This is a genomic window from Microvirga sp. (assembly GCF_014699075.1).
Classification (GTDB): Bacteria; Pseudomonadota; Alphaproteobacteria; order Rhizobiales; family Beijerinckiaceae; genus Microvirga.
On the sequence record NZ_JACXAB010000001.1, the window covers coordinates 187,460 to 210,100 of the forward strand.

The 22,641-nt window shown below is 64.8% G+C and carries 21 protein-coding genes; 11 read left to right on the forward strand and 10 right to left on the reverse strand.

Annotation, left to right across the window (positions count from 1 at the left end; translation table 11 throughout):
* Positions 1 to 31: 31 nt before the first annotated feature.
* From IC232_RS01020 to IC232_RS01070, 11 genes are all read left to right on the forward strand, one after another.
* Positions 32 to 400, forward strand: coding sequence for a DUF4260 domain-containing protein (locus tag IC232_RS01020; RefSeq protein ID WP_190843029.1), 369 nt, complete (start codon positions 32 to 34; stop codon positions 398 to 400).
* Positions 400 to 1,515 (forward strand): microcin C ABC transporter permease YejB, encoded by a 1,116-nt coding sequence (locus IC232_RS01025; RefSeq protein ID WP_190843032.1) that lies wholly within the window; start codon positions 400 to 402, stop codon positions 1,513 to 1,515. Before IC232_RS01020 ends, IC232_RS01025 begins: the two co-directional genes overlap by 1 nt.
* Positions 1,516 to 1,671: 156 nt before the next feature.
* Positions 1,672 to 2,835, forward strand: a complete 1,164-nt coding sequence (locus IC232_RS01030) for an ABC transporter permease (protein ID WP_190843034.1) — start codon at positions 1,672 to 1,674, stop codon at positions 2,833 to 2,835.
* Positions 2,832 to 4,460, forward strand: coding sequence for an ABC transporter ATP-binding protein (locus IC232_RS01035; protein WP_190843035.1), 1,629 nt, complete (start codon positions 2,832 to 2,834; stop codon positions 4,458 to 4,460). Before IC232_RS01030 ends, IC232_RS01035 begins: the two co-directional genes overlap by 4 nt.
* Before the next feature lie 161 nt (positions 4,461 to 4,621).
* The gene (locus IC232_RS01040) at positions 4,622 to 5,842 is read left to right on the forward strand and encodes a phosphopentomutase (RefSeq protein WP_190843036.1); all 1,221 of its coding nucleotides are present in this window, start codon (positions 4,622 to 4,624) and stop codon (positions 5,840 to 5,842) included.
* 253 nt (positions 5,843 to 6,095) lie between these two features.
* Positions 6,096 to 7,358 carry a GTP cyclohydrolase II gene (locus IC232_RS01045; protein ID WP_190843037.1) on the forward strand — a complete coding sequence of 421 codons (1,263 nt, stop codon included), beginning with the start codon at positions 6,096 to 6,098 and terminating at the stop codon, positions 7,356 to 7,358.
* Between the two features lie 142 nt (positions 7,359 to 7,500).
* On the forward strand, positions 7,501 to 8,754 hold the full coding sequence (locus tag IC232_RS01050; RefSeq protein WP_190843038.1) for a URC4/urg3 family protein: 1,254 nt from the start codon (positions 7,501 to 7,503) through the stop codon (positions 8,752 to 8,754).
* Between the two features lie 36 nt (positions 8,755 to 8,790).
* Positions 8,791 to 9,420, forward strand: coding sequence for a uracil phosphoribosyltransferase (gene upp / locus IC232_RS01055; protein ID WP_036356995.1), 630 nt, complete (start codon positions 8,791 to 8,793; stop codon positions 9,418 to 9,420).
* Between the two features lie 47 nt (positions 9,421 to 9,467).
* Positions 9,468 to 10,370 (forward strand): 2-dehydro-3-deoxygalactonokinase, encoded by a 903-nt coding sequence (locus IC232_RS01060; RefSeq protein ID WP_190843039.1) that lies wholly within the window; start codon positions 9,468 to 9,470, stop codon positions 10,368 to 10,370.
* A 295-nt stretch (positions 10,371 to 10,665) separates the two neighbouring features.
* Positions 10,666 to 12,048, forward strand: coding sequence for a leucyl aminopeptidase family protein (locus IC232_RS01065; RefSeq protein WP_190843040.1), 1,383 nt, complete (start codon positions 10,666 to 10,668; stop codon positions 12,046 to 12,048).
* Between the two features lie 62 nt (positions 12,049 to 12,110).
* Positions 12,111 to 12,962, forward strand: coding sequence for a C40 family peptidase (locus tag IC232_RS01070; RefSeq protein WP_190843041.1), 852 nt, complete (start codon positions 12,111 to 12,113; stop codon positions 12,960 to 12,962).
* A 250-nt stretch (positions 12,963 to 13,212) separates the two neighbouring features.
* Here the strand turns inward: IC232_RS01070 and IC232_RS01075 are convergent, their stop codons facing one another.
* From IC232_RS01075 to IC232_RS01120, 10 genes are all read right to left on the reverse strand, one after another.
* Positions 13,213 to 14,154 carry a 2-hydroxyacid dehydrogenase gene (locus tag IC232_RS01075; protein WP_190843042.1) on the reverse strand — a complete coding sequence of 314 codons (942 nt, stop codon included), beginning with the start codon at positions 14,152 to 14,154 and terminating at the stop codon, positions 13,213 to 13,215.
* A complete protein-coding gene (gene deoA / locus IC232_RS01080) occupies positions 14,151 to 15,473 on the reverse strand; it encodes a thymidine phosphorylase (protein WP_190843043.1) in 1,323 nt (440 codons plus the stop codon). The genes IC232_RS01075 and deoA overlap by 4 nt, the downstream gene beginning before the upstream one ends.
* A gap of 1 nt (position 15,474) precedes the next feature.
* A complete protein-coding gene (gene deoC, locus IC232_RS01085; protein WP_190843044.1) occupies positions 15,475 to 16,236 on the reverse strand; it encodes a deoxyribose-phosphate aldolase in 762 nt (253 codons plus the stop codon).
* Positions 16,229 to 17,050: a purine-nucleoside phosphorylase gene (locus tag IC232_RS01090; protein WP_281413320.1), complete on the reverse strand. Its 822-nt coding sequence runs from the start codon at positions 17,048 to 17,050 to the stop codon at positions 16,229 to 16,231. Before IC232_RS01090 ends, deoC begins: the two co-directional genes overlap by 8 nt.
* A 49-nt stretch (positions 17,051 to 17,099) precedes the next feature.
* Positions 17,100 to 17,504: a cytidine deaminase gene (locus IC232_RS01095; RefSeq protein WP_190843045.1), complete on the reverse strand. Its 405-nt coding sequence runs from the start codon at positions 17,502 to 17,504 to the stop codon at positions 17,100 to 17,102.
* Positions 17,505 to 17,506: 2 nt separating this feature from the next.
* Positions 17,507 to 18,412: an ABC transporter permease gene (locus IC232_RS01100; RefSeq protein WP_190843046.1), complete on the reverse strand. Its 906-nt coding sequence runs from the start codon at positions 18,410 to 18,412 to the stop codon at positions 17,507 to 17,509.
* 3 nt (positions 18,413 to 18,415) lie between these two features.
* Positions 18,416 to 19,519, reverse strand: a complete 1,104-nt coding sequence (locus IC232_RS01105; protein ID WP_190843047.1) for an ABC transporter permease — start codon at positions 19,517 to 19,519, stop codon at positions 18,416 to 18,418.
* Positions 19,520 to 19,522: 3 nt separating this feature from the next.
* Positions 19,523 to 19,951, reverse strand: a complete 429-nt coding sequence (locus IC232_RS01110; RefSeq protein ID WP_190843048.1) for a VOC family protein — start codon at positions 19,949 to 19,951, stop codon at positions 19,523 to 19,525.
* The gene (locus IC232_RS01115; RefSeq protein WP_190843049.1) at positions 19,951 to 21,474 is read right to left on the reverse strand and encodes an ABC transporter ATP-binding protein; all 1,524 of its coding nucleotides are present in this window, start codon (positions 21,472 to 21,474) and stop codon (positions 19,951 to 19,953) included. Before IC232_RS01115 ends, IC232_RS01110 begins: the two co-directional genes overlap by 1 nt.
* Positions 21,475 to 21,602: 128 nt before the next feature.
* Positions 21,603 to 22,607, reverse strand: a complete 1,005-nt coding sequence (locus IC232_RS01120) for a BMP family protein (RefSeq protein ID WP_190843050.1) — start codon at positions 22,605 to 22,607, stop codon at positions 21,603 to 21,605.
* Positions 22,608 to 22,641: the final 34 nt, after the last annotated feature.

Here is a 22,641-nt window from a genome sequence, read left to right on the forward strand (position 1 = left end):
TAGAGTTGTGACGACGCACAATGAGCCGGACATGCCCCGCCTGCTTCTTCGCCTCGAGGGCATGGCTCTCTTCATCCTGGCCACATGGGCCTTCGCCCATACCGGCACCTCCTGGTGGCTCTATGCGGTTCTCTTCCTGACGCCCGACCTGAGCTTTGCAGGCTACTTGGCCGGTCCCCGGCTCGGCGCCGTGGCCTATAATGCCCTGCACTCCACCCTCGGGCCTGCGCTCTTTGCAGGGCTTGGTCTTTTCCTCGATCACTCTATGCTGCTCGGGGTCGCTGCCATCTGGGCGGCGCATATCGGGTTCGACCGCATGTTGGGATATGGCTTGAAATATTCGTCCAGCTTCAACGACACCCATCTCGGCCGTATCGGCCGGCAAGCAGCAGGCGCTTGATGCTGGCCTATATTGCGCGTCGCGTTCTCCTCATGATCCCCACTATCCTGGGGATCATGCTCATCTCCTTCGTGCTCGTGCAGTTCGCGCCCGGCGGGCCCGTCGAGCGCATCATCGCCCAGCTCCAGGGCCAGGATTCAGGCGCCACCTCGCGCATCTCCGGCGGCGGCGGCGATATGGCGGGCGGAGGCCAGTCACCCGGAGGCGGAGGCGCGGGGGATGCGTCCTCGTCGCGCTATCGCGGCGCGCAGGGGCTGGATCCGCAGTTCATCAAGCAGCTTGAGACGCAGTTCGGCTTCGACAAGCCTGCCTATGAGCGCTTCCTGAAGATGATCTGGGATTATGCGCGCTTCGATTTCGGCAAGAGCTATTTTCGCGATATCTCCGTGCTGGAGCTGATCAAGGAGAAGCTGCCGGTCTCGATCAGCCTCGGCCTCTGGATGACGCTGATCTCCTATGCCATCTCGATTCCGCTCGGCATCAAGAAGGCGGTGCGGGACGGCTCCACCTTCGACATCTGGACCTCGGCCATCGTCATCATCGGCTATGCCATTCCAGGCTTCCTCTTTGCGATCCTGCTGATCGTGCTGTTTGCCGGTGGTTCGTTCTGGCAGGTCTTTCCCCTGCGCGGCCTGACCTCGGAGAACTGGGCCTTCATGCCGTGGTACTGGCAGATCGCGGATTACTTCTGGCACCTCGTTCTGCCCATCACCGCCATGGCGCTTGGGGCCTTCGCCACCTCGACCCTGCTGACGAAGAACTCGTTTCTCGACGAGATCCGCAAGCAATACGTGCTCACCGCGCGCATGAAGGGCCTGTCCGAGCGGCAGGTGCTTTACGGCCACGTGTTCCGCAATGCGATGCTCATCGTGATCGCAGGCTTCCCCGGCGCCTTCATCGGAGCTTTCTTCGCCGGCGCGCTGCTGATCGAGACGATCTTTTCGCTCGATGGTCTCGGACTCCTCTCCTTCGAATCCATCGTCAACCGCGACTACCCGGTGGTGTTCGCCAATCTCTACATCTTCTCGCTGGTGGGCTTGGCTGTGAACCTCGTGTCCGACCTCACCTATACCTGGATCGATCCGCGGATCGACTTCGAGACCCGGGAGGCGTGAGATGAAGTCATGCGTCCTCATGATCCTCCACCGAGGCAATAACACGCCCGTCATGCCCGGCCTTGTGCCGGGTATCCACGTCTTTTGGCGCGGCTGTTCCCAAGACGTGGATGGCCGGAACAAGTCCGGCCATGACGATGGTGAGGGAGGCGTGAGATGAACGAGAACGTGCCCGTCGTCTCTCCCGCCTCCTCGCCCGTCGCGCCGCCGCTGCCGCGCCAGGGCTTCATCAAGCTGTCGCCGCTCAATCGGCGGCGATGGGAAAACTTCAAGGCGAACCGCCGCGGCTACTGGTCGTTCTGGATCTTCGTTGTCCTGTTCGTCCTGAGCATGTTCGCGGAGCTCATCGCCAACGACAAGCCGATCCTCGCCTCCTACAAGGGCGAGCTGCTCTACCCGGCCTTCGTAAATTATCCGGAGGAGAAGTTCGGCGGCTTCCTGGCGGTCACGGATTATCGCGACCCGGTGATCGCCAAAGAAATTCAGGACAATGGCTGGCTCATCTGGGCACCGGTCCGCTTCTCCTACAACACGCACAATCTCGACCTTCCTGTTCCGGCTCCCGCACCGCCGACCTGGACGCTCACCGACGATCAGTGCCGGCCGATTGCGGAGCGCAATGGCGGCACCGGCTGCAACGATATCGAGTGGAACTGGCTCGGCACGGACGATCAGGGCCGCGATGTGGTGGCGCGTCTCATCTACGGCTTCCGCATCTCGGTTCTGTTCGGCCTGACGCTTGCCGGGATCTCCTCCATCGTCGGTGTCCTGGCCGGCGCCGTGCAGGGCTATTACGGCGGCTGGACGGACCTGCTGTTCCAGCGCTTCATCGAGGTCTGGACGGCGATTCCCTCGCTCTATCTGCTCATCATCATCTCGGCGGTCATCACGCCGAGCTTCTTCGTGCTGCTCGGCATCCTGCTGCTGTTCTCATGGGTGTCGCTCGTGGGCGTGGTACGCGCCGAGTTCCTGCGCGCCCGCAACTTCGAATATGTGCGCGCTGCGCGAGCACTGGGACTGTCCAACGCCACCATCATGTTCAAGCATCTTCTGCCGAACGCCATGGTGGCGACGCTCACCTTCATGCCGTTCATCATCAACGGCTCGATCACGACCCTGACCTCCCTCGACTTCCTCGGCTTCGGCCTGCCGCCAGGCTCACCCTCGCTGGGCGAACTGCTCGCACAGGGCAAGGCCAACCTTCAGGCGCCCTGGCTCGGCCTCGCCGGCTTCTTCGTGATCGCCGTGATGCTCAGCCTTCTCATCTTCGTCGGCGAAGCGGTGCGCGATGCCTTCGATCCGCGGAAGACGTTCCGATGACAGAACCCCTCCTCTCCGTTCAGGACCTCTCCGTCGCGTTCCGCCAAGGCGGGGGCGACATGCTGGCGGTGGACCGGGTGTCCTTCGACGTCATGCCGGGCGAGACGGTGGCACTCGTGGGCGAATCGGGCTCCGGCAAATCGGTCACGGCGCTCTCGGTTCTCAAGCTCCTACCTTATCCATCCGCGCATCATCCGTCCGGCCGTGTCCTGTTCAAGGGCAAGGATCTGATCCCCGCGGACGAGAACGAGATGCGCAAGGTCCGCGGCAACGACATCACCATGGTGTTCCAGGAGCCGATGACCTCGCTCAACCCGCTCCACACCATCGAGCGGCAGGTCGGCGAGATCCTGAAACTGCATCGCGGCCTCAATGACCGTGAGGCGCGCACCCGCACGCTGGAGCTTCTGCAGCTCGTTGGAATCCGCGAGGCGGAATCCAGGCTCGGCGCCTATCCGCACCAGCTCTCCGGCGGACAGCGCCAGCGCGTGATGATCGCCATGGCACTTGCCAACGAGCCTGACCTCTTCATCGCCGATGAGCCGACCACGGCGCTGGACGTGACGGTGCAGGCGCAGATCCTCAAGCTGCTCGCCGAGTTGAAGAGCAGGCTCAACATGTCCATGCTCTTCATCACGCACGACCTCGGCATCGTGCGCAAGATCGCCGACCGGGTCTGCGTGATGTTCAAGGGCAAGATCGTCGAGCATGGAACGGTCGCGGAGGTCTTCGGCAATCCGCAGCATCCCTATACGCAGCGGCTGCTGGCGGCTGAACCAAAAGGCCGCGCCAATCCCGTGTCTCACGATGCGCCGGTCATCGTCGAGGCCGGGCCGATCAAGGTCTGGTTTCCGATCAAGCGCGGCTTCTTCCAGCGGACCGTCAGCCATGTGAAGGCGGTGGACGGCGTGTCGGTGCGGGTGCGCCGGGGCGAGACCGTGGGCGTGGTGGGCGAGTCCGGCTCCGGCAAGACCACGCTGGGGCTCGCGATCCTGCGCCTCGTGCAGTCGGAAGGGCCCATCGTATTTCTCGGCAACCGCATCGACGGGATGCGCGCCAAGGACATCCGGCCGATGCGCAAGAACCTTCAGGTGGTGTTCCAGGATCCTTACGGCTCCCTGTCGCCGCGCATGTCGATTGCCGAGATCGTCGAGGAAGGACTGCTGGTCCAGAACAAGGACCTCTCATACGGGGAGCGCCGCAACATCGTGGCCAAGGCTCTGGACGACGTGGGCCTCGACCCGTCCACCATGGACCGCTACCCGCACGAGTTCTCCGGCGGCCAGCGCCAGCGCATCGCCATTGCCCGCGCCATGGCCCTGGAGCCCCAGTTCATCATGCTCGACGAGCCGACCTCGGCGCTCGACATGTCCGTGCAGGCGCAGATCGTGGAACTGCTGCGCGATCTGCAGAAGCGGCGCAACCTCGCCTACATGTTCATCAGCCACGACCTCAAGGTCGTGCGGGCCCTCGCGAACCACGTGGTGGTGATGCAGAACGGCCAGATCGTCGAGGAGGGCTCGGCCGAGAGCATCTTTGCGGCACCCCGCACCGACTACACCAAGGCGCTCTTCGCTGCCGCCTTCAACTTCGAAACGGCGGCCTCGAACGCGGTCAGGGAATAGGCCGTGAACGTCTGACCATGCCTGCGCATCGCCGCCCGGCCGCCCTTTGAGCCCTTGCCAGGGTCATACGCCTGGGGGCCAGCACCATCGGAAGGGGCATCGCATCTTTTGCCGCAATGACGTATCAGTCGTGATTCCCGTGGCTTGAAGGATTTGACTGAATGCCCCGCGCTCTTCTCATCGTGCTCGATTCCGTCGGTATCGGCGGAGCAGAGGATGCCGAAGCCTATGGCGATGCCGGCGCCGACACGGTCGGACACATCGCGGAGGCTTGCGCCGAGGGGCGCGGCGATCAGGCAGGCCTCCGTCAGGGGCCGCTCCATCTGCCGCATATGACGGCGCTGGGTCTCGGCCTTGCCCTCGAGGCCTCCACGGGGCGCATGCCGCCGGGCCTTGCACCGCAGGGGCCGCTGAAAGGCGCCTGGGGCTATGGCGTCGAGACCTCCAAGGGCAAGGATACCCCGTCGGGCCACTGGGAGATCACAGGCGTACCCGTCACCTTCGACTGGGGCTATTTCCCCAGCACGATCCCGACCTTTCCTGAGGAGTTGACCACGGCGCTCATCGCGCGCGGCAACCTGCCCGGCATCCTCGGCAACAAGCACGCCTCGGGCACCACCGTGATCGATGAGTTCGGCGCAGAGCACATGCGCACGGGCAAGCCCATCGTCTACACCTCCGTCGACAGCGTGCTGCAGATCGCCGCCCATGAGGAAAGCTTCGGGCTGGAGCGGCTCTACGAGCTGTGCCGGATCGGGCGCGAGCTCTGCGATGAATACAAGATCGGCCGCGTCATCGCCCGTCCGTTCGTGGGTTCGCCCGAGACGGGCTTCAAGCGCACCGGCAACCGCAAGGATTTCGCCACGCCGCCGCCGGCCGACACCATCCTCGACACGCTCGGCAAGGCGGGCCGCTCAGTCGTCACCGTGGGCAAGATCGGCGACATCTTCGCCCATCGCTCGACGGGTCGGGAGATCAAGCCCAACGGCAACGACGCCTGCCTGTCGGCCGCCATCGAGGCCATGGGCGATCTGCCGGACGGCGGCTTCGTGTTCGCGAACCTCGTCGATTTCGACAGCGAGTTCGGCCATCGCCGCGACATCCCGGGCTATGCGGCGGCGCTCGAGGCCTTCGACCGGCGCATCCCGGAGATCGAGGCCGCTCTCCAGCCGGGCGATCTCGTCATCATCACGGCCGACCACGGCAACGACCCCTCCTGGCGCGGCTCCGACCACACCCGCGAGCACGTGCCGATCCTGAGCTTCGGCTCCGGGGTGAAGCTTGGCGCCATCGGGCGGCGGGAGAGCTTTGCCGATATCGGGGCGAGCGTGCTGGCCCATGTGGGCGTTGCCCATCGGGGTAAAGGCACTTCCTGGCTCTAAAGGCACGTCATCCCGGACGGCGAAGCCGATCCGGGATCGTTAGACGAGAATAGCGCCTTGTCCTGCACGCGATCCCGGATCTGCGCTGACGCTCCGTCCGGGATGACGACCTTGGCCATTGCGGCCAAGCTGCCGCCTTGACCTCTATGCCATTGACGGCCCCGCAACTTTAGATCAGTCTCCCATAGATCGTATGGAGGCTCTCCGGCGATCGGTCGAGGGAGTCTTCCCGTTCTCGCGTGGAAGATTGTTCATGAGCTCGCCTAATCGCTCGACGCATATCCGGCTCACCTCCCATCCTGAGCCGAACGCAGGCACCATCAAGCATCCGATCAAGTGGGGAGCCAAGGATCCCAAGGAGCGCGGGCCGATCATCGGCAGCGTCACCAATCCGGCTGACCGCAACGTGATCGGCGCCCATGGCGGCTCCTACTCCCTCTATCGGGCGCTCGCCATCTCGGCCCGGGCGATGAACCCCCTGTCGCGGCCCGACCTGCACAACACCCATCCCACCGCCGAGATCGGCCCGCATCCGCAATGGTTCGATCCAGGCAAGATCGTGTCCCTCGATCCCTGGGGGCACATGGCAGGCCAGATCTTCCAGGATGACATCGCGGGCGGCATCGACATCCGCCCCAGCATCGCGGTGACGAAGGCCCGCCTCAACATGCCGGAGATCCTCTCTGCCATGGGGGCGAGCCGCCTCAAGGCCGATGGCGGCTTCCTGCATGAATCCGGCGACATCTCGGTCACCAAGATCGCGGTCGATCCGGTGTGGTACCTGCCCGGCATCGCGGAGCGCTTCGGCTGCTCGGAAGGCGAACTGCGTCGCACCCTGTTCGAGCAGACCGGCGGCATGTTCCCGGAACTCGTCACGCGTCCCGACGTGAGCGTGTTCCTGCCGCCCATCGGCAACATCACGGTATATGTGGTGGGCGACGTCTCGCGGCTGAGCGATCCGAAAACACGCATCGCCTGTCGCGTGCATGACGAGTGCAACGGCTCCGACGTGTTCGGCTCCGACATCTGCACCTGCCGGCCTTATCTCGTGCACGGCATCGAGGAATGCGTGCGCGAGGCTCAAAGCGGCGGTGTGGGCGTCATCGCCTATAACCGCAAGGAGGGCCGCGCGCTCGGCGAGGTCACCAAGTTCCTCGTCTACAATGCGCGCAAGCGGCAGGAGGGCGGCGACCAGGCCTCCACGTATTTCGAGCGCACGGAATGCGTGGCAGGCGTGCAGGATGCGCGCTTTCAGCAGCTCATGCCCGACGTGCTGCACTGGCTCGGCATCCAGCGGATCGACCGGCTCATGTCCATGTCGAACATGAAGTACGACGCGATCACCGGCTCCGGCATCGAGGTTGTGGAGCGCGTGCCGATCCCGGCCGAACTGGTGCCGCCGGACGCGCAGGTTGAAATCGAAGCCAAGAAGGCCGCCGGCTACTACACGCCGGAAGGTGCGCCGGATGCCTCGGCCCTGGAGCAGGTGAAGGGCCGCGACCTCGAACGCTTCTGATGCGCAAGATCCCGAAGCGGGTGCCGGCTTGCCGCCGGTGCCCGCTTCGTTTTTAACCTTATCCCAAGCCGTCCTGTCCAGGGATGATGTGGTGCCAGAAGTTTGTGGTATCGCATCCCCGTCGAGATCATCGGAGCCTTGAGTGACCGCCCAGCCTGACCTGTCTCCCGAGACCAAAGCCGCCCGCAGCCTTCTCTCCGCCGCGGCGGTGCGGGAGCGGTCGCATCAGCTTCTGCAGGCGGGTCTCGAAGGCCGTCTCCAGCACTTCACGGTCGATCTCGCTCGGCTCGACGCCTGCGCCGACGAGGTCGTGAAGACAATCCGACAGGCCTACCCTTCGCTTGAGATTCCGTTCCACGCGCGCTGGCGCCACTTCGCCGCCGGAGGGCACGAGCGCTGGGGCGCGGTGATGCACGGCGCCCCCTGGGAGAAAGCCGCCGACATGGCGCGATCCGCCTTCGACCTCGCCATCGTGTCCGTGCTGCTCGATGCGGGCGCCGGCGCGCAATGGCGCTACGAGGAAGGCCGCACAGGCGAGACCTATAACCGCTCCGAGGGGCTTGCGGTGGCGAGCTTCGACATGTTCGTGAGCGGCGCTTTCTCAAGCCGCCCGGAGGATCCGTTCCGCGTCGATGCGGATGTGCTGATGACGCTCACCGCAGACGATCTGGCGGAAGGCTTCCAGGTCTCGGCCGACAACCCGCTCGTCGGCCTTGAGGGCCGCGCAGCGCTCCTCAACCGTCTCGGGCGCGTCGTTGCGACAAATCCTGACATTTTCGGACAGGTCGACGATCCCCGCCCCGGCGGCCTCTTCGACGTCATCGCCGCCACGGCCGACGGCGAGCGCATCAAGGCGACTGCGATCCTCGAGGCGCTGCTCACCCATCTCGGCCCGATCTGGCCCGGCCGCATCGCCCTTGGCGGCGTCGACCTCGGCGATACATGGCGTCATCCGCTGGTCGAGGCGCAGGATGCCACCAAGGGGCTTGTCCCCTTCCACAAGCTGTCCCAATGGCTCTCCTACTCGTTGATCGAGCCGCTCGAATGGGCGGGCTTTTCCGTGGTCGAGATCGACGGCCTCACGGGCCTGCCGGAATACCGCAACGGCGGGCTGTTCCTCGATAGCGGCGTGATCGCCCTGAAGGATCAGGCGGACGCGAGCCGCGCCCATGCGGTGGATTCGCAGCTCGTGGTGGAATGGCGGGCCTTGACGGTTGCCCTTCTCGACCGCATTGCCGATCCGATCCGCGCAAGGCTAGGATTTGCCGCAGAGGACTTCCCGCTGGCCAAGGCGCTCGAAGGCGGCACCTGGGCCACGGGACGGAGACTGGCGAAGGAGAAGCGCGGCGACGGCTCGCCGCCTCTCAGCGTGATCAGTGACGGGACTGTGTTTTAAATGAATCAGCAGACGACGATCAAAGAGGGAAAAAACATGCAGGGCGTCACCGTGGTCGATCATCCGCTGGTTCAGCACAAGCTGACCCTGATGCGGGACAAGGAACGCTCGACGAAGGGCTTCCGCCAGCTCCTCAACGAAATCGGCATGCTCCTCTGCTACGAGGTCACCCGCGATCTGCCGATTGAGCGCATCCAGATCGAGACGCCCATGACCACCATGGAAGGCGCGCAGATTGCCGGCAAGAAGCTGGTGCTGGCTCCCATCCTGCGCGCCGGCGTCGGCTTTCTCGACGGCATGCTCACCCTCGTGCCTGCGGCGCGCGTGGCCCATATCGGCCTCTACCGCGATCCGGAATCGCTTCAGGCGGTGGAATATTACTTCAAGGCTCCGTCTGATCTCGCCGACCGCATGGTGCTGGTGCTCGACCCCATGCTCGCCACCGCCAACTCGGCCGTGGCCGCCATCGAGCGCCTGAAGGAGCGCGGCGCCAAGGATCTGCGCTTCGTGTGCCTTCTCGCCGCGCCCGAGGGCATCGAGCGGCTGCGCAGCGCGCATCCGGACGTGCATATCTGGACCGCCGCCATCGACGAGCGCCTGAACGACCACGGCTATATCGTGCCGGGCTTGGGCGATGCCGGCGACCGCATGTACGGAACGCGCTAGAGCCCGCGCGACTTATCCCTCATCGCTCACAACGGGGGTTATCGGCCTTGCGCTTCATCGTCGCCGACTGGGGAACGACCCGCTTTCGCGGCTACCTGATCGAGAACGAAACCATTCTCGATCAGGTCTCGTCGGACGAGGGCGTCTCAGCCCTGCAAAAGGGCCAGCATCGCGACGTGTTCCTGCGGCAATGCGGGTCGTGGCTTCAGGCCGAGCCCGACGCGCCGGTGCTGCTGGTCGGCATGGTGGGCAGCCGCGAGGGCTGGGTCGAGGCGCCCTACGCCACCTGCCCGGCAGGCCCTGCGGAAATCGCCCGGGCGCTGGTGCCGGTGGATCTGGAGAACGGCCGCAAGGGCCACATCATTCCGGGCCTGTTCTGCGAGCCGGCTCCCGGCGCTGCCGACGTGATGCGCGGCGAGGAAACCTTGGTTCTGGGCGCGGGCATCGAGGATGGGCTGATCTGCTCGGCCGGCACGCATCCCAAATGGATTCTAATGCGGGGCGGCCGCATCGAGCGCTTTGCCACCTACATGACCGGCGAGATGTACGCCATCTTACGCGAGCATTCCATGATCGGCCGCCCGGCGACGCAGCCGGAGGATCCGAAAGGGTTCGACCTCGGCCTCGATGCTGCCGAGCGCAACGCCGGCGAAGCCCGCGTCGGCCTGCTGCATCTCCTGTTCAGCGCCCGCGCCTCGGTCGTGTCAAACCGCATGCACAGCAGCCTGCTCGCGCCCTACCTGTCGGGCCTGCTCACCGGGGACGAGATCAACGGAGCGCTGGCGCAGTTCGGCCGTCCAAGCTACGTCACCATTCTGGCAGCGCCTGAGCGTGCGGAACTCTACGTCCACGCCCTGAAGCGTCATGGCATCAGGGCGGAGATCAAGGACACGCAGCAGGCGTTGATCGCAGGTCTGGCGCGGATCGTGCGCCAACATGCATTGGGTTAGGCCCCACCGTCATCCCGGACGGCGAAGCCGATCCGGGATCGGGTGCAGGATGGGGTACATGAGCCTCGACATTGTCATTCCCGCGAAGGCGGGAACCCATAACCGCTAACAGTGCTCAGGTTAAGTAAGGTCGTGTTTATGGATTCCGGGCTCCGCTTGCGCGGCCCCGGAATGACAGTGCTTTATCCTGCACCCGATCCCGGATCTACGCTGACGCTCCGTCCGGGATGACATCGTTTCTTTTCACCCTTAAAACTCATCCAAGCGCCCATCTTAACCTTCCAGGTCACCATCCATGCCTCACCCCCTCCTCGCCTCCGCGAACGAAGCCTCCAAGCCCATCTGGCTCGTCACCGAGCAGACATGGCCCGACATCGCGGGGCAGATTCCGCAGACGGCCCAAGCCTTCGCGAGGGCGCAAGGATTTGCAGGCAAGGCCGGAAGTCACTGTCTACTGCCTGATGCCAATGGTGAGCTGTTTGGCGTCGCTTTCGGCGTCAACGGAACGGACGCCAAGCACAGCGATCCGTTCCTCCCCGGAAAGCTTTCCATGCTGCTGCCGGAGGGCGTTTACCGTTTCGAGACCGAGGCCGCGAACCCGACGCTCGCCACGCTCGCCTGGCTGCTCGGCACCTACAGCTTTGGCCGCTACCGCAAGCGCAGCGAAAAGGCCGTGCGCCTAGTCGTACCGAACGGCGTCGATCGGGAGGATGTAGCGCGTATCGCGAACGCTGTTGTAGCAAGCCGCGATCTCGTCAACACGCCCACCAACGACCTCGGACCCGACGGCATCGAGGCAGCCGCGCGCCAACTGGCGGACAGGCATGGTGCCTCCTTCACCAGCATCGTCGGCGACGATCTGCTCAAGCAGAACTTCCCGATGATCCACGCGGTGGGCCGCGCCTCCATCACGCCGCCGCGCCTGATCGACTTCACCTGGGGTGATGCGAGCGCTCCACGTGTTACCCTCGTGGGTAAAGGCGTTGCCTTCGACACCGGCGGCCTCGACATCAAGCCCGCCTCCTCCATGCTGCTCATGCGCAAGGACATGGGCGGCGCGGCCGCGACGCTGGCGCTGGCCGACATGATCATGGGCGCCAAGCTCCCCATGCGCCTGCGCGTGCTGATCCCCGCCGTGGAGAACGCGATCTCCAGCAACGCCTTCCGCCCCGGCGACATCCTGCCGAGCCGCAAGGGCATCTCGGTGGAGATCGGCAACACGGATGCGGAAGGGCGCCTCATCCTGGCCGACGCCCTCGCGCTTGCCGACGAGGAGAGCCCCGATCTTCTCGTCGATTTCGCCACGTTGACGGGCGCAGCCCGCGTGGCGCTCGGCCCCGAGCTGCCGCCCTTCTACACCGACGACGACGCATTGGCCGCCGACATCGCCCGCCACGGCGCAGCGGAGAACGACCCTGTCTGGCGCCTGCCGCTCTGGTATCCCTACCAAGCCCAACTCGATTCCAAGTTCGCCGACATGAACAACACCGGCGGGCCCATGGGCGGCTCGATCACGGCGGCCCTGTTCCTGCGCCGCTTCGTCGAGGCCGCGAAAGCGCACGTGCATTTCGACATCTTCGCCTGGAACAACGCCACCAGGCCGGGACGTCCCGAGGGCGGCGAGGTCCAGGCGGCGCGCCTCATGTATGCTCTCCTGAAGGAGCGCTACGGCGCTTGAACGGATGGCGGCAAAGCCTCGAGAAGAGTAGAAGACAAAATGATCGCTCAGGAGTTTCCACGATGAGTTTCGACCGCCGCATCACGCCTGTCCGCGCGGATCTCGCCGATGAGCGCCTGCGCGGGCAGGTCGAAGCCGAGCGCTTCACGACTGGCACGGTGAAGCGCCTCATCAGCACTTTCGCAGCCCTGCACCGCCACCCCTCCCGCGAGGCCCCTGTGGACACGCAAGCGATCTTCGGGGAAAGCGTGACCGTCTATGACGAGCACGAGGGCTGGGCCTGGGTGCAACTGCATGACGACGGCTATGTGGGCTACCTGCCGAGCGAAGCTCTAAGCGAAGCCGGAACGGAGCCGACCCACAAGGTGCGGGCCATCCGCACCTTCGTGTATCCGGGACCGAACCTGAAGCTGCCCTATCGGAGCTATCTCACCCTGAACTCCAAGGTTTCGGTGACGGAAACCGAAGGTGACTACGCAAAGCTTGCCACCGGCGGCTGGGTCTTCGCCGCTCACTTAAGCGGCCTCGATGCATTCGAGGCTGATTACGTGGCTGTGGCTGAGCGCTTCCTGCACACGCCCTATCTCTGGGGCGGCAAGACGAGCCTCGGCATCGACTGTTCGGGCCTTGCCCAGACCGTGCTGACGGCCGCCGGCATCAAGGCGCCGCGCGACAGCGACATGCAGGAGCATGGGCTCGGCACGCTGGTCGAGGTGAGGCCGGATTTGAGCGGGCTCAAGCGCGGCGATCTCGTGTTCTGGAAAGGCCATGTGGGCCTGATGATGGACGAGACGAACTTCATCCATGCCACCGGCCACAGCATGACCGTGATGATCGAGCCGCTGGCGGTGGCCGAAGAGCGAATCCGCCTGAGAAGCTACGGACCGATCAGTGCGATCAGGCGTATGGGTTGATTTTGATCGTCATCCTAGACGGAGTGCAAGGCAAATCCAGAATCGTTGGACGAGTGTGGCGCTGGTTTACCTCTCCTTGAGGGAGAGGTCGGACCGGAGGTCCGGGTGAGGGTTTAGTGTCCTCTCCGGATGAGGCTGTAACCCCTCACCCCAACCCTCTCCCTCAGGGAGAGGGAGATCGGCGCCACATCCTGCACACGATCCCGGATCGCCTCCGGCATCCGGGATGACAGAGAAACTGAACTGCGTCTCAGTACCCTCGACTTTTATCCACCACAGCCTCGAACGGCTCGCCCGCCTCATAACGGCGGATCTGCTGCGCAATATAGCGCGCTGTCGCCTCCGGCTCGCTGGTCGCCGAATTGTGCGGTGTGACGGTGACGTGCGGGTGTGTCCAGAGCGGTGAATCTTCCGGCAGAGGCTCGGTCTCGAACACGTCGAGAGTCGCGGCTCTCAACGTGCCGTCATCGAGGCAGGCCAGGATGTCTGTCTCCACCTGCAGCTTGCCGCGTCCCGCATTGATCAGGGTCGGCCCGCCGAGTTTGCCGTCGCGCGCGAGCTTCTCGAACAGGGAGCGGTTGAGCATGCCCTGCGTATCCGGCGTGAGCGGCATGAGCGCGATCAGGATGTCCGTGCGGTTCAGGAACGGCGTCAGACCCTCCTCGCCGGCATAGACCTGGAAGCCTTCCACAACCTTTGGCGTGCGGCTCCAGCCGGCTACATCAAAGCCCATCATTCTGAGCTTACGGGCGGAGTCCTGCCCCAGCACGCCGAAGCCCATGATGCCGACGCGCACCTCGCCGGCAATCGGCGGAGCGCGATCCGGCTTCCAGCGTTTCGCTTTCTGGTCCTCATCGAAGCGGCGCTGGTCGCGCAGGTACATGAGGCAGTGCAGCACCATGTATTCGCTCATACGATGGGTGAGATCGTCCTGCGCCACGCGCACGATGGGCACATCCGGCAGGTCGGGATAGCTCATCAGGTGATCGACGCCGGCACCGAGCGAGAAGAGCGCTTCGAGATTGGGCAACCCGGAGAGACTTCCCGGCTTCGGACCCCAGGTGGCCACATAGCGGACGGCGCTCCGGTCGAAATCCTCGCCGAGCACCACGATGTCGCGGTCGGGCAGGAGCCGCTTGAAGCGCTCGACCCAGGGCTGCGTTTGCCAGGTGACGGCGACGAGAAGGCTCATGCAGTCGCTCCGATGCGATCAAGAATACTCGGGCCTGAAGCGGCACTTGCGTCACCGATCATATAAGCGGCGCGCACGGCGCGAGCCGCCGCTTCGGCTGCATCCTCGCTGCGTGCATGCACGATGGCGAGCGGGCGGGACGCATCGAGCCTGTCGCCGATGGCAGCAAGCTCCGTGATCCCGACCGCGTGGTCGATGGGATCCTGCGGACGCGTGCGGCCACCGCCGAGCGCGACAACGGCCACGCCTACATCGCGCGTGGCAATGCTCTGCACGATGCCTGGGCGCTCCGCATGAACAGGGCGAACGATGGGCGCAGCCTGCAGATGCTTCTCATGATTGTCGAGGAAATCGGCGGGGCCGCCGAGGGCGGACACCATGCGCTGGAAAACCTCGGCGGCTTTGCCCGATGCAATCGCATGCTCGATCTTGGCGCGCGCATCATCAATGTTGGCAGCTAGCTTGCCGAGCACAAGCATCTCGGCGGAGAGTTCCACCGTCACCTCGTGGAAGCGCTTCTCGCGGCGGCGGCCCGTGAGGTAATCGACCGCATAGGCCATCTCGACCGCGTTTCCGGCTGCGGACGCGAGCGGTTCGTTCATGTCGGTCAGCAGCGCGCTCGTGGGCAGGCCCGCACCATTGGCGACGAGCACGAGGCTCTCGGCGAGCTTTCGCGCATCCTCGGCATTGTCCATGAACGCACCGGAGCCGAACTTCACGTCCATCACGAGACCCTGGAGACCGGCAGACAGCTTCTTCGACAGGATCGACGCGGTGATAAGATCGATGGACTCCACCGTCGCCGTCACGTCGCGGATGGCGTAGAGGCGCTTGTCGGCCGGTGCGAGATCCGCCGTCTGGCCGATGATGGCGCAGCCCACCTCGCGCGTGACACGGCGGAACGTGTCGAGATCGGGCTGCGTGACATATCCTGGGATGGAGTCGAACTTGTCCAGCGTGCCGCCCGTGTGGCCGAGGCCGCGGCCGGAGATCATCGGCACGTAGCCGCCGCAGGCTGCCACCGCCGGCCCGAGCGCAAGGCTCACCGTGTCGCCGACGCCGCCGGTGGAATGCTTGTCGAGCACCGGCCCCGGCAGGTCCCAGGTCAGCACCGTGCCCGAATTCATCATGGCGCGGGTGAGCGCCACGCGCTCCGGCACCGAGAGACCGCGAAAGAAGATCGCCATGGCGAAGGAGGCCGCCTGGCCCTCGGTGACGCGGCCTGCGGTCATTCCTTCGATGAACTGCTCGATGTGCTCTGCATCGAGCGTGCCGCCGTCGCGCTTGCGGCGGATGATTTCCTGCGGAAGAAGGCTCATGCTAGTAGGCTCCGGTGGCGGTCGTGCCGGCGCGTCCTTCGATCGCGGCGATCAGCGCGTCATAGACGCTGCTCGCACCGATGCGGAAGGTGCGCGGCGTAGCCCAGCCGGGCCCCATGATGCGGTCCGCAAGATCGAGATAGATTTTCGCATCGTCCACAGTGCGGATGCCGCCGGACGGTTTGAGGCCGACTGGGCGCGCTGAAGCCTTGATGGCCCTGAGCATGATCTCGGCCGCCTCCGGCGTGGCAGACACGGGTGTCTTGCCCGTGGAAGTCTTGATGAAGTCTGCGTTGGACTCGATGGCGATGAGGCTTGCGGTTTCGATCAATTTCGGATCCTTGAGTTCGCCCGTTTCCAGGATCACCTTCAGCAGGCGATCACCATCGACGAGCTCGCGCACCGCATCCACCATTTCCTTGGCAGCCACAAGATCGGCGCGTCGCACGGCATTGTAGGGCAGCACGAGATCGATCTCATGCGCACCATCGGAGAGCGCCTCCTGCGTGTCGTCCACAACGCGGCTCACATCCTCACCGCCGGCGGGAAAATTCACCACCGTGGCGATGCGCACGGAGGAGCCCTTCAGGTTCTCCTGCGCGCGCTTCACGAATTGCGGCCACACGCACACGGCCGCCACCGGCCCACGCTGATCCATCGCCTTTTTGCACTGGGCATCGATGGCCTGATCGGTGCATGTATCTGTCAGGTCGGTGAGATCGAGGCTGCGCAGGGCGCGCACGGCAATATCCACATCAGACATGGGACAGCTCCGCAATGAAGGACCGGACGAGACGCTTGAACTTCTCGGAGGCTTCCGCCGCCGTATCCTTGGTTTCCTGGTGCGAGGGCGATGCGCCCTCGATGCCGGCAGCCAGATTGGTGACCACGGAAATCGCCGCAACCCTCAAACCGTAATAGCGTGCGAGGATCACCTCCGGCACGGTGGACATGCCGACAAGATCGCCGCCGAGAATCTGCACCATCTTGATCTCGGCCGGCGTTTCGAAGCTCGGGCCCGACAGCCAGGCATAGACACCCTCCGGCACATCGATGCCGGTCTTCTGCGCGGCGCGCTGCAGCGTCTGGCGCAAACCCTCATCGTAAGCGCCCGTGAGCGAGACGAAGCGGCCTTCAGTGTGGTCGCGCAGCAGCGGATTGGCGCCCGACAGGTTGAGGTGATCGTTAATCGCCACGAGGCTTCCGGGCCGGATGTCGGCGCGCACCGAGCCCGCCGCATTGGTAGCCACAAGCACAGGAACGCCGAGCTCCTTCACGAAGGCGACGGGCACGCGCATCGCGCCTGCATCGCCCGTCTCGTAGTAATGCGCCCGGCCCTGGAACAGCAGAACGCGCTTGCCTTCGAGCGTACCGGCGACAAGCTTGCCCGCATGGCCTGAGACGCCGCTTCTCGGGAAGTGCGGGATCTCCGCGTAAGGAAGGCTTAACCCATCGCTCACCTCGTCGACCAGCGGCCCAAGCCCCGTGCCGAGCACGAAGGCTGCATCGAAATGGCCGTCGAAGCCGTGGCTGCGCACGAAGGCGGCCGCCTCTTGAATCATCTGCTGCATCGTCATCTCAGGCCTTAATCCGAGGCCTTCCTTCCATTAAAGCAATCAGCTCGTTCTACCGATCCGTCAGATTGTCGGGCCCGAAGGAGAAGGGCAACAGCTCGTCGAGCGTGAAGCTCTTGCGGATGCCTTCGGGACCGGCAATGTGAATCGGGGTGTCGGGCGCGGCGAACTCGCGGATGCGCTGGCGGCAACCGCCGCAGGGTGTGACGAGATGCTCGCCCTCGCCTATCACGACGATCTGCGCGATGCGGCTCCCACCCCCGGCGATCATGGCTGAAACGGCGCCGGCCTCCGCACAGGAGCCCACCGGGTAGGCGGCGTTCTCCACGTTGCAGCCGGTGAAGATCTGGCCGTCCACCGTCAGAATAGCAGCACCGACCTTGAAGCGGGAATAAGGCGCATAGGCCTTGGCCTGGATCGCCTTTGCGGCCTCGAACAGGGTATCCAGCGACGCCATGCTCAGCGCTCCTTCACATAGGGCAGCCCGGAGGCGCGCGGCGGAATCGCCTTGCCGATCACGCCGGCGAGCAGGATGACGGTCATGAGATAGGGCATCGCCTGGATGGCCTGTACCGGCACCTCGCCGATGCCTGGCAAGGAGAGGCCCTGCAGCTGGTTGGCGCTGGCATCGAGCAGGCCGAAGAGGAAGCAGGCGCCGAGCGCCGGCCAAGCCCGCCACTTGGCGAAGATCAAGGCCGCGAGCGCAATGAAGCCGCGGCCCGCCGTCATGTTGGGCAGGAAGCCTGCCGCCTGTCCGACCGACAGATAGGCACCTGCAAATCCGCACAGCACGCCCGCGATGATGACAGCGGTGTAACGCAGCTTCGTCACCGAGATGCCCGCGGTGTCGACCGCAGCCGGGTTCTCGCCGACAGCCCGCAGGCGCAGGCCGAAGCGCGTGCGCCCGAGCACGAACCATGTCACCGGCACGGCGAGGAGGACGATATATACGAGAGCCGAATGGCCGAAGAGCACGCTGCCGAAGCGCTGATCGCCCTCCAGCGGCGGCGTGCGCCCGCCCTGCCCGTACCAGGCATTGCCCACGATCGCCGTGAGGCCCGCGGCCAGCATGTTGATGGCGACGCCGGAGACGATCTGGTTGCCGCGCTGGCTGATGGACGCGAAGCCGTGAACGAGCCCGATGGCCACGGAGGCTCCGATGCCAAGCAACAGGCCGGCCCAGGCGGAGCCGAACACATACGCGCCCGCCGCGCCGGCAAAGGCCGCCACCAGCATCTTGCCCTCAAGGCCGATATCCACCACGCCGGAGCGTTCGGACCAGAGACCCGCAAGGCAGGCGGCGAGCAGCGGGATCGAGAGCCGCAGCGCCGAGTCGAAGATCGTGACGAGAAGGCCGAGATCCATAACTCAAGCCCTCGCCAGTTTCTGACGCGCAAACAGATGCGCCACGAGACGCCGGAACAATCCGTCCAATGCGCCTGCGAACAGGATGATGATGCCGCCGATCACCACCACCATGTCGCGGGTTATGGCCGGCTGCTCGAAAGCGAGCTCCGCGCCGCCCTGATAAAGGATGCCGAACAGCAGCGAGGCCAGGATGATGCCCACCGGATGCGCACGCCCCATGAGCGCCACCGCGATGCCGACGAAGCCGTAGCCCGAGGTAAACTCGAGCAGCAGGCGGTGCTGGTAGCCCATGAGCTCGTTGACCGCGAGCCCGCCCGCCAGCGCGCCGGAGATCACCATGGCGATGATGATGATGCGCGCTGGTGAAATGCCCGCGTAGACCGCGGCGCTCGGGTTCGATCCGACGACGCGAATGGCATAGCCGAGGCGCGAGCGGTAGATCAGGAGCCAGATGAAATAGGCGGCAGCCAACGCCAGCACCAGCGTGAGATTGAGCTGCGAGTTCGGGATCTCGATGCCGACGGCGGCAAAGACGTCGTGCATGAACGGGATGTACGACTGCTCAGGAAAAGCGCGCGTTTCCGGATTCATGGATTGCGGCTCGCGCAGCACGTTCACCAGCAGGTAGACGATCAGCACGCTGGCGAGCCAGTTGAACATGATCGTCGTGATCACGATGTGGCTGCCGCGTTTGGCCTGCAGATAGCCTGGAATGGCAGCCCAAAGAGCGCCGAAGGCCGCAGCCCCCAGGATGCCGAGCGGGATGAGCAGAAAGCCCGGCAGGAAGGTGAGGTTGTTGAGCACGAGCGCGATGCCGAGGCCCGCCAGCGTCGCCTGTCCCTCGCCGCCGATGTTGAACAGGCCGGCATGATAGGCAACCGCCACGGCGAGCCCGACGAAGATGAAGTCGGTCATGTAGAACAGGGTGAAGCCGAGCCCCTCCCCGGTGCCGAGGCTGCCCTGGAGCAGCCAGCGCGTGGCGGTCAGCGGGTTCTCGCCGATGGCGAGCACCACGAGGCCGGCGACAAGAAACGCCGCCACCACGGAGATGGCGGGCACGAGAACCGTATCGGCCCATCTGGGCAGGTCGAGAGGAGCACTCACGTCTTAAGCATCCGGCAGGAACATGTGGCCCTGCTCATCGAGAGGAAAGGATGGGTTCCAGGCGACTTCCCAGAGATGTCCGTCAGGATCGGCGAAATAGCCCGAGTAGCCGCCCCAGAAAACATCCTGCAGCGGCTTGACCGGTTGCGCACCCGCCTTCACGGCCAGCGCATAAACCTCGTCGGCTTCCTCCTTGGAGCGGGCATTGTAGGCGAGCGTGATGGCCGCAAAGCCGGTGGGCTTGTCCTCGACGCCGGCATCCTGGGCGAGGTCGGCACGACCGAAGAGAGCAAGCGCCAGGCCGTTTGCCTGATAGAACGCGACGCTGGGCTGGCTGGCGGAGGACGCCTTCCAGCCCCAAGCCTCGTAGAAAGCGCGGGACTTTGCGAGATCCGCGACGCCAAGGGTGACAAGGGTCAGACGCGGCTGCATCACGCGGCCTCGTCTACGACGCCGGCCATGAGCAGGCCGAGATCCTGTTCGTTCGTCTCGGAAGCCTTGCGCTCACCCGTGATCTTGCCGCCGCACATGGTGAGGATGCGGTCGGAGAGATTCATGATCTCGTCCAGTTCCACCGACACGAGGAGGATCGCAACGCCCGCATCACGCAGGGCGATCAGCCGGCGATGGATGAACTCGATGGCGCCGATGTCGACGCCGCGGGTCGGCTGTCCCACGAGCAGCACCTTCGGGTTGCGCTCGATCTCACGCGCCAGCACGATCTTCTGCTGGTTGCCGCCGGAGAACTTCGATGACTTCAGCCGTGGCGCGGGCGGGCGCACATCGTACTGCTCCATCTTCTTCGCAAGATCCGCAACGAGGCGGTCGTGATCGAGGATGGGTCCACGGCCGAGATGCGGCTCATGGCTGAAGCCGAGAATGGCGCTCTCGAAGGCCGGAAATGCAGGCACAAGCCCGGTGCGCAGCCGATCCTCCGGCACGTGCAGCAGGCCGAGCTGGCGCATGCGGTGCGGGTTGTGCTCGCTCGAATGGATCGCCTGTCCTTCAAGGCGGATCGAGCCCAGCACCGGCTGGCGCATGCCGGCAATCGCCTCCAGCAACTCGCTCTGGCCGTTGCCAGCCACGCCCGCGATACCGACGATCTCGCCGGCGCGGACGGTGAAGGAGGCAGAGGCCACGCGCAGCACGCCGCGGCCATCGACGACGGAGAGATTGTCGACCTCGAGCAATGGCGCGCCGGGCGTCTTCTCGGCCTTCTCGACGCGCAGGAGCACGCGCCGTCCCACCATCAGCTCAGCCAGTTCCGGTGGCGAGGTGTCGGCGGTCTCGACGGTGGCCACCATTTCGCCGCGCCGCATGACCGAGACGCGATCCGTGATCGCCATGATCTCGCGCAGCTTGTGAGTGATGAGGATGACGGTCTTGCCCTGCTCCTTCAGGGAGCGCAGCAGGCCGAACAGCGCATCGGCCTCGGGCGGCGTGAGCACGGCGGTGGGCTCGTCCAAAATCAGAATGTCAGCGCCGCGATAGAGGGCCTTCAAAATCTCGACGCGCTGCTGCAGGCCGACAGAGAGATCGCCCACCGTGGCGTCCACATCGATCTCGAGGCCGTAATCTTTTGCCAGCCTGGCCAGTTCGGCGCGCACCTTGGCTTCGCCCACCCGCAGCATGGCGCCGCCTTCGGCGCCGAGCATCACGTTCTCGACCACGCTCAGGGGCTCCACCAGCATGAAATGCTGGTGCACCATGCCGATGCCGGCCTGGATCGCGTCGTCGGGGGAGCGGATGGCGATGGGCTTGCCGTTGACCCGGATCTCGCCGGAATCGGCCTCGTAGAAGCCGTACAGGATCGACATGAGCGTCGACTTGCCTGCGCCGTTCTCACCGACGATGCCGTGGATGGTGCCGCGCGCGACGGAGAGGTTCACGTCCTTGTTGGCGTGAACGGCGCCGAAGCTTTTGTTGATGGCAATGAGTTCAATGGCGGGGGACATCGGCCTCAAGGTGGTTGTCCGGCAAAGGAAAAAGCGACCGGGATCTTATCGGAAAACGTAACGATCTAAAAACGGAAACGGCCGCAGGCCCTCTTTGAGAATGCCTGCGGCCGGAAGGGTGCGTCAGATTACATCGGGCACTTGGAGTCCGACATGTAGTCATGGACCTTGATGGCGCCGGACTTGATGTCGGCGGCAGCCTTGTCGGCAGCAGCCTTCATCTCGGCGGTCACGAGCGACTTGTTGTTGTCGTCGAGGGCCCAGGCCACGCCGTCTTCCTTGAGGCCGAGCACCGAGACGCCGGCCTTGAAGGTGCCCTTCTTGGCCTGATCGAAGGCATTGTAGGTGGCCACATCCACGCGCTTGACCATGGAGGTCAGCACCTTGCCCGGATGCATCCCGTTCTGGTTCGAGTCGACGCCGATGCCGAGCTTGCCCGCATCAGCGGCGGCGCGCATCACGCCCACGCCCGTTCCGCCGGCCGCATGATAGATCACGTCGGCGCCGCGATCGATCTGGCTCTTGGCGAGCTCGCCGCCCTTCACCGGATCGTTCCAGGCCGCGCCGGTGGTGCCGGTCATGTTCTGGAAGACCTCGGCGTCCTTCTTGGCGTGCTTCACGCCCTGGACATAGCCGCAGGCGAACTTGCGGATGAGCGGAATGTCCATCCCGCCCACGAAACCGACCTTGTTGGTCTTCGAGGCCTGGGCCGCCAGGAGGCCGACCAGGAACGAGCCCTCATGCTCCTTGAACACGACGGACTGCACGTTCGGCTTCTCGATCACTGCGTCGATGATGGCGAACTGGGTCTTCGGGAACTCCTCGGCGACCTTCTTCAGCGCGGTCTCCTGGGAAAAGCCCACGGCCAGGATCGGCGAGAAGCCGTCGCGGGCGAAGCGGCGCAGGGCCTGCTCGCGCTGGGCGTCGTTCTGCGGCTCGAAATCGCGGTAATCGGTGCCCGTGTCCTTCTTGTACTTCTCGGCGCCGGTATGGACGCCCTCGTTGAAGGACTTGTCGAATTTGCCGCCGAGATCATAGACGATCGCGGGCTTGAAGGCCGGAGCCTGAGCGAAGGCAAAGGAGGCGGAAAAGGCGAGGCCCGCGAGCGCGAGGCCGAACTTCTTGACTGTCATCGGCTTAGTTCCCTGTTAGACGCCGGCTTTTTAG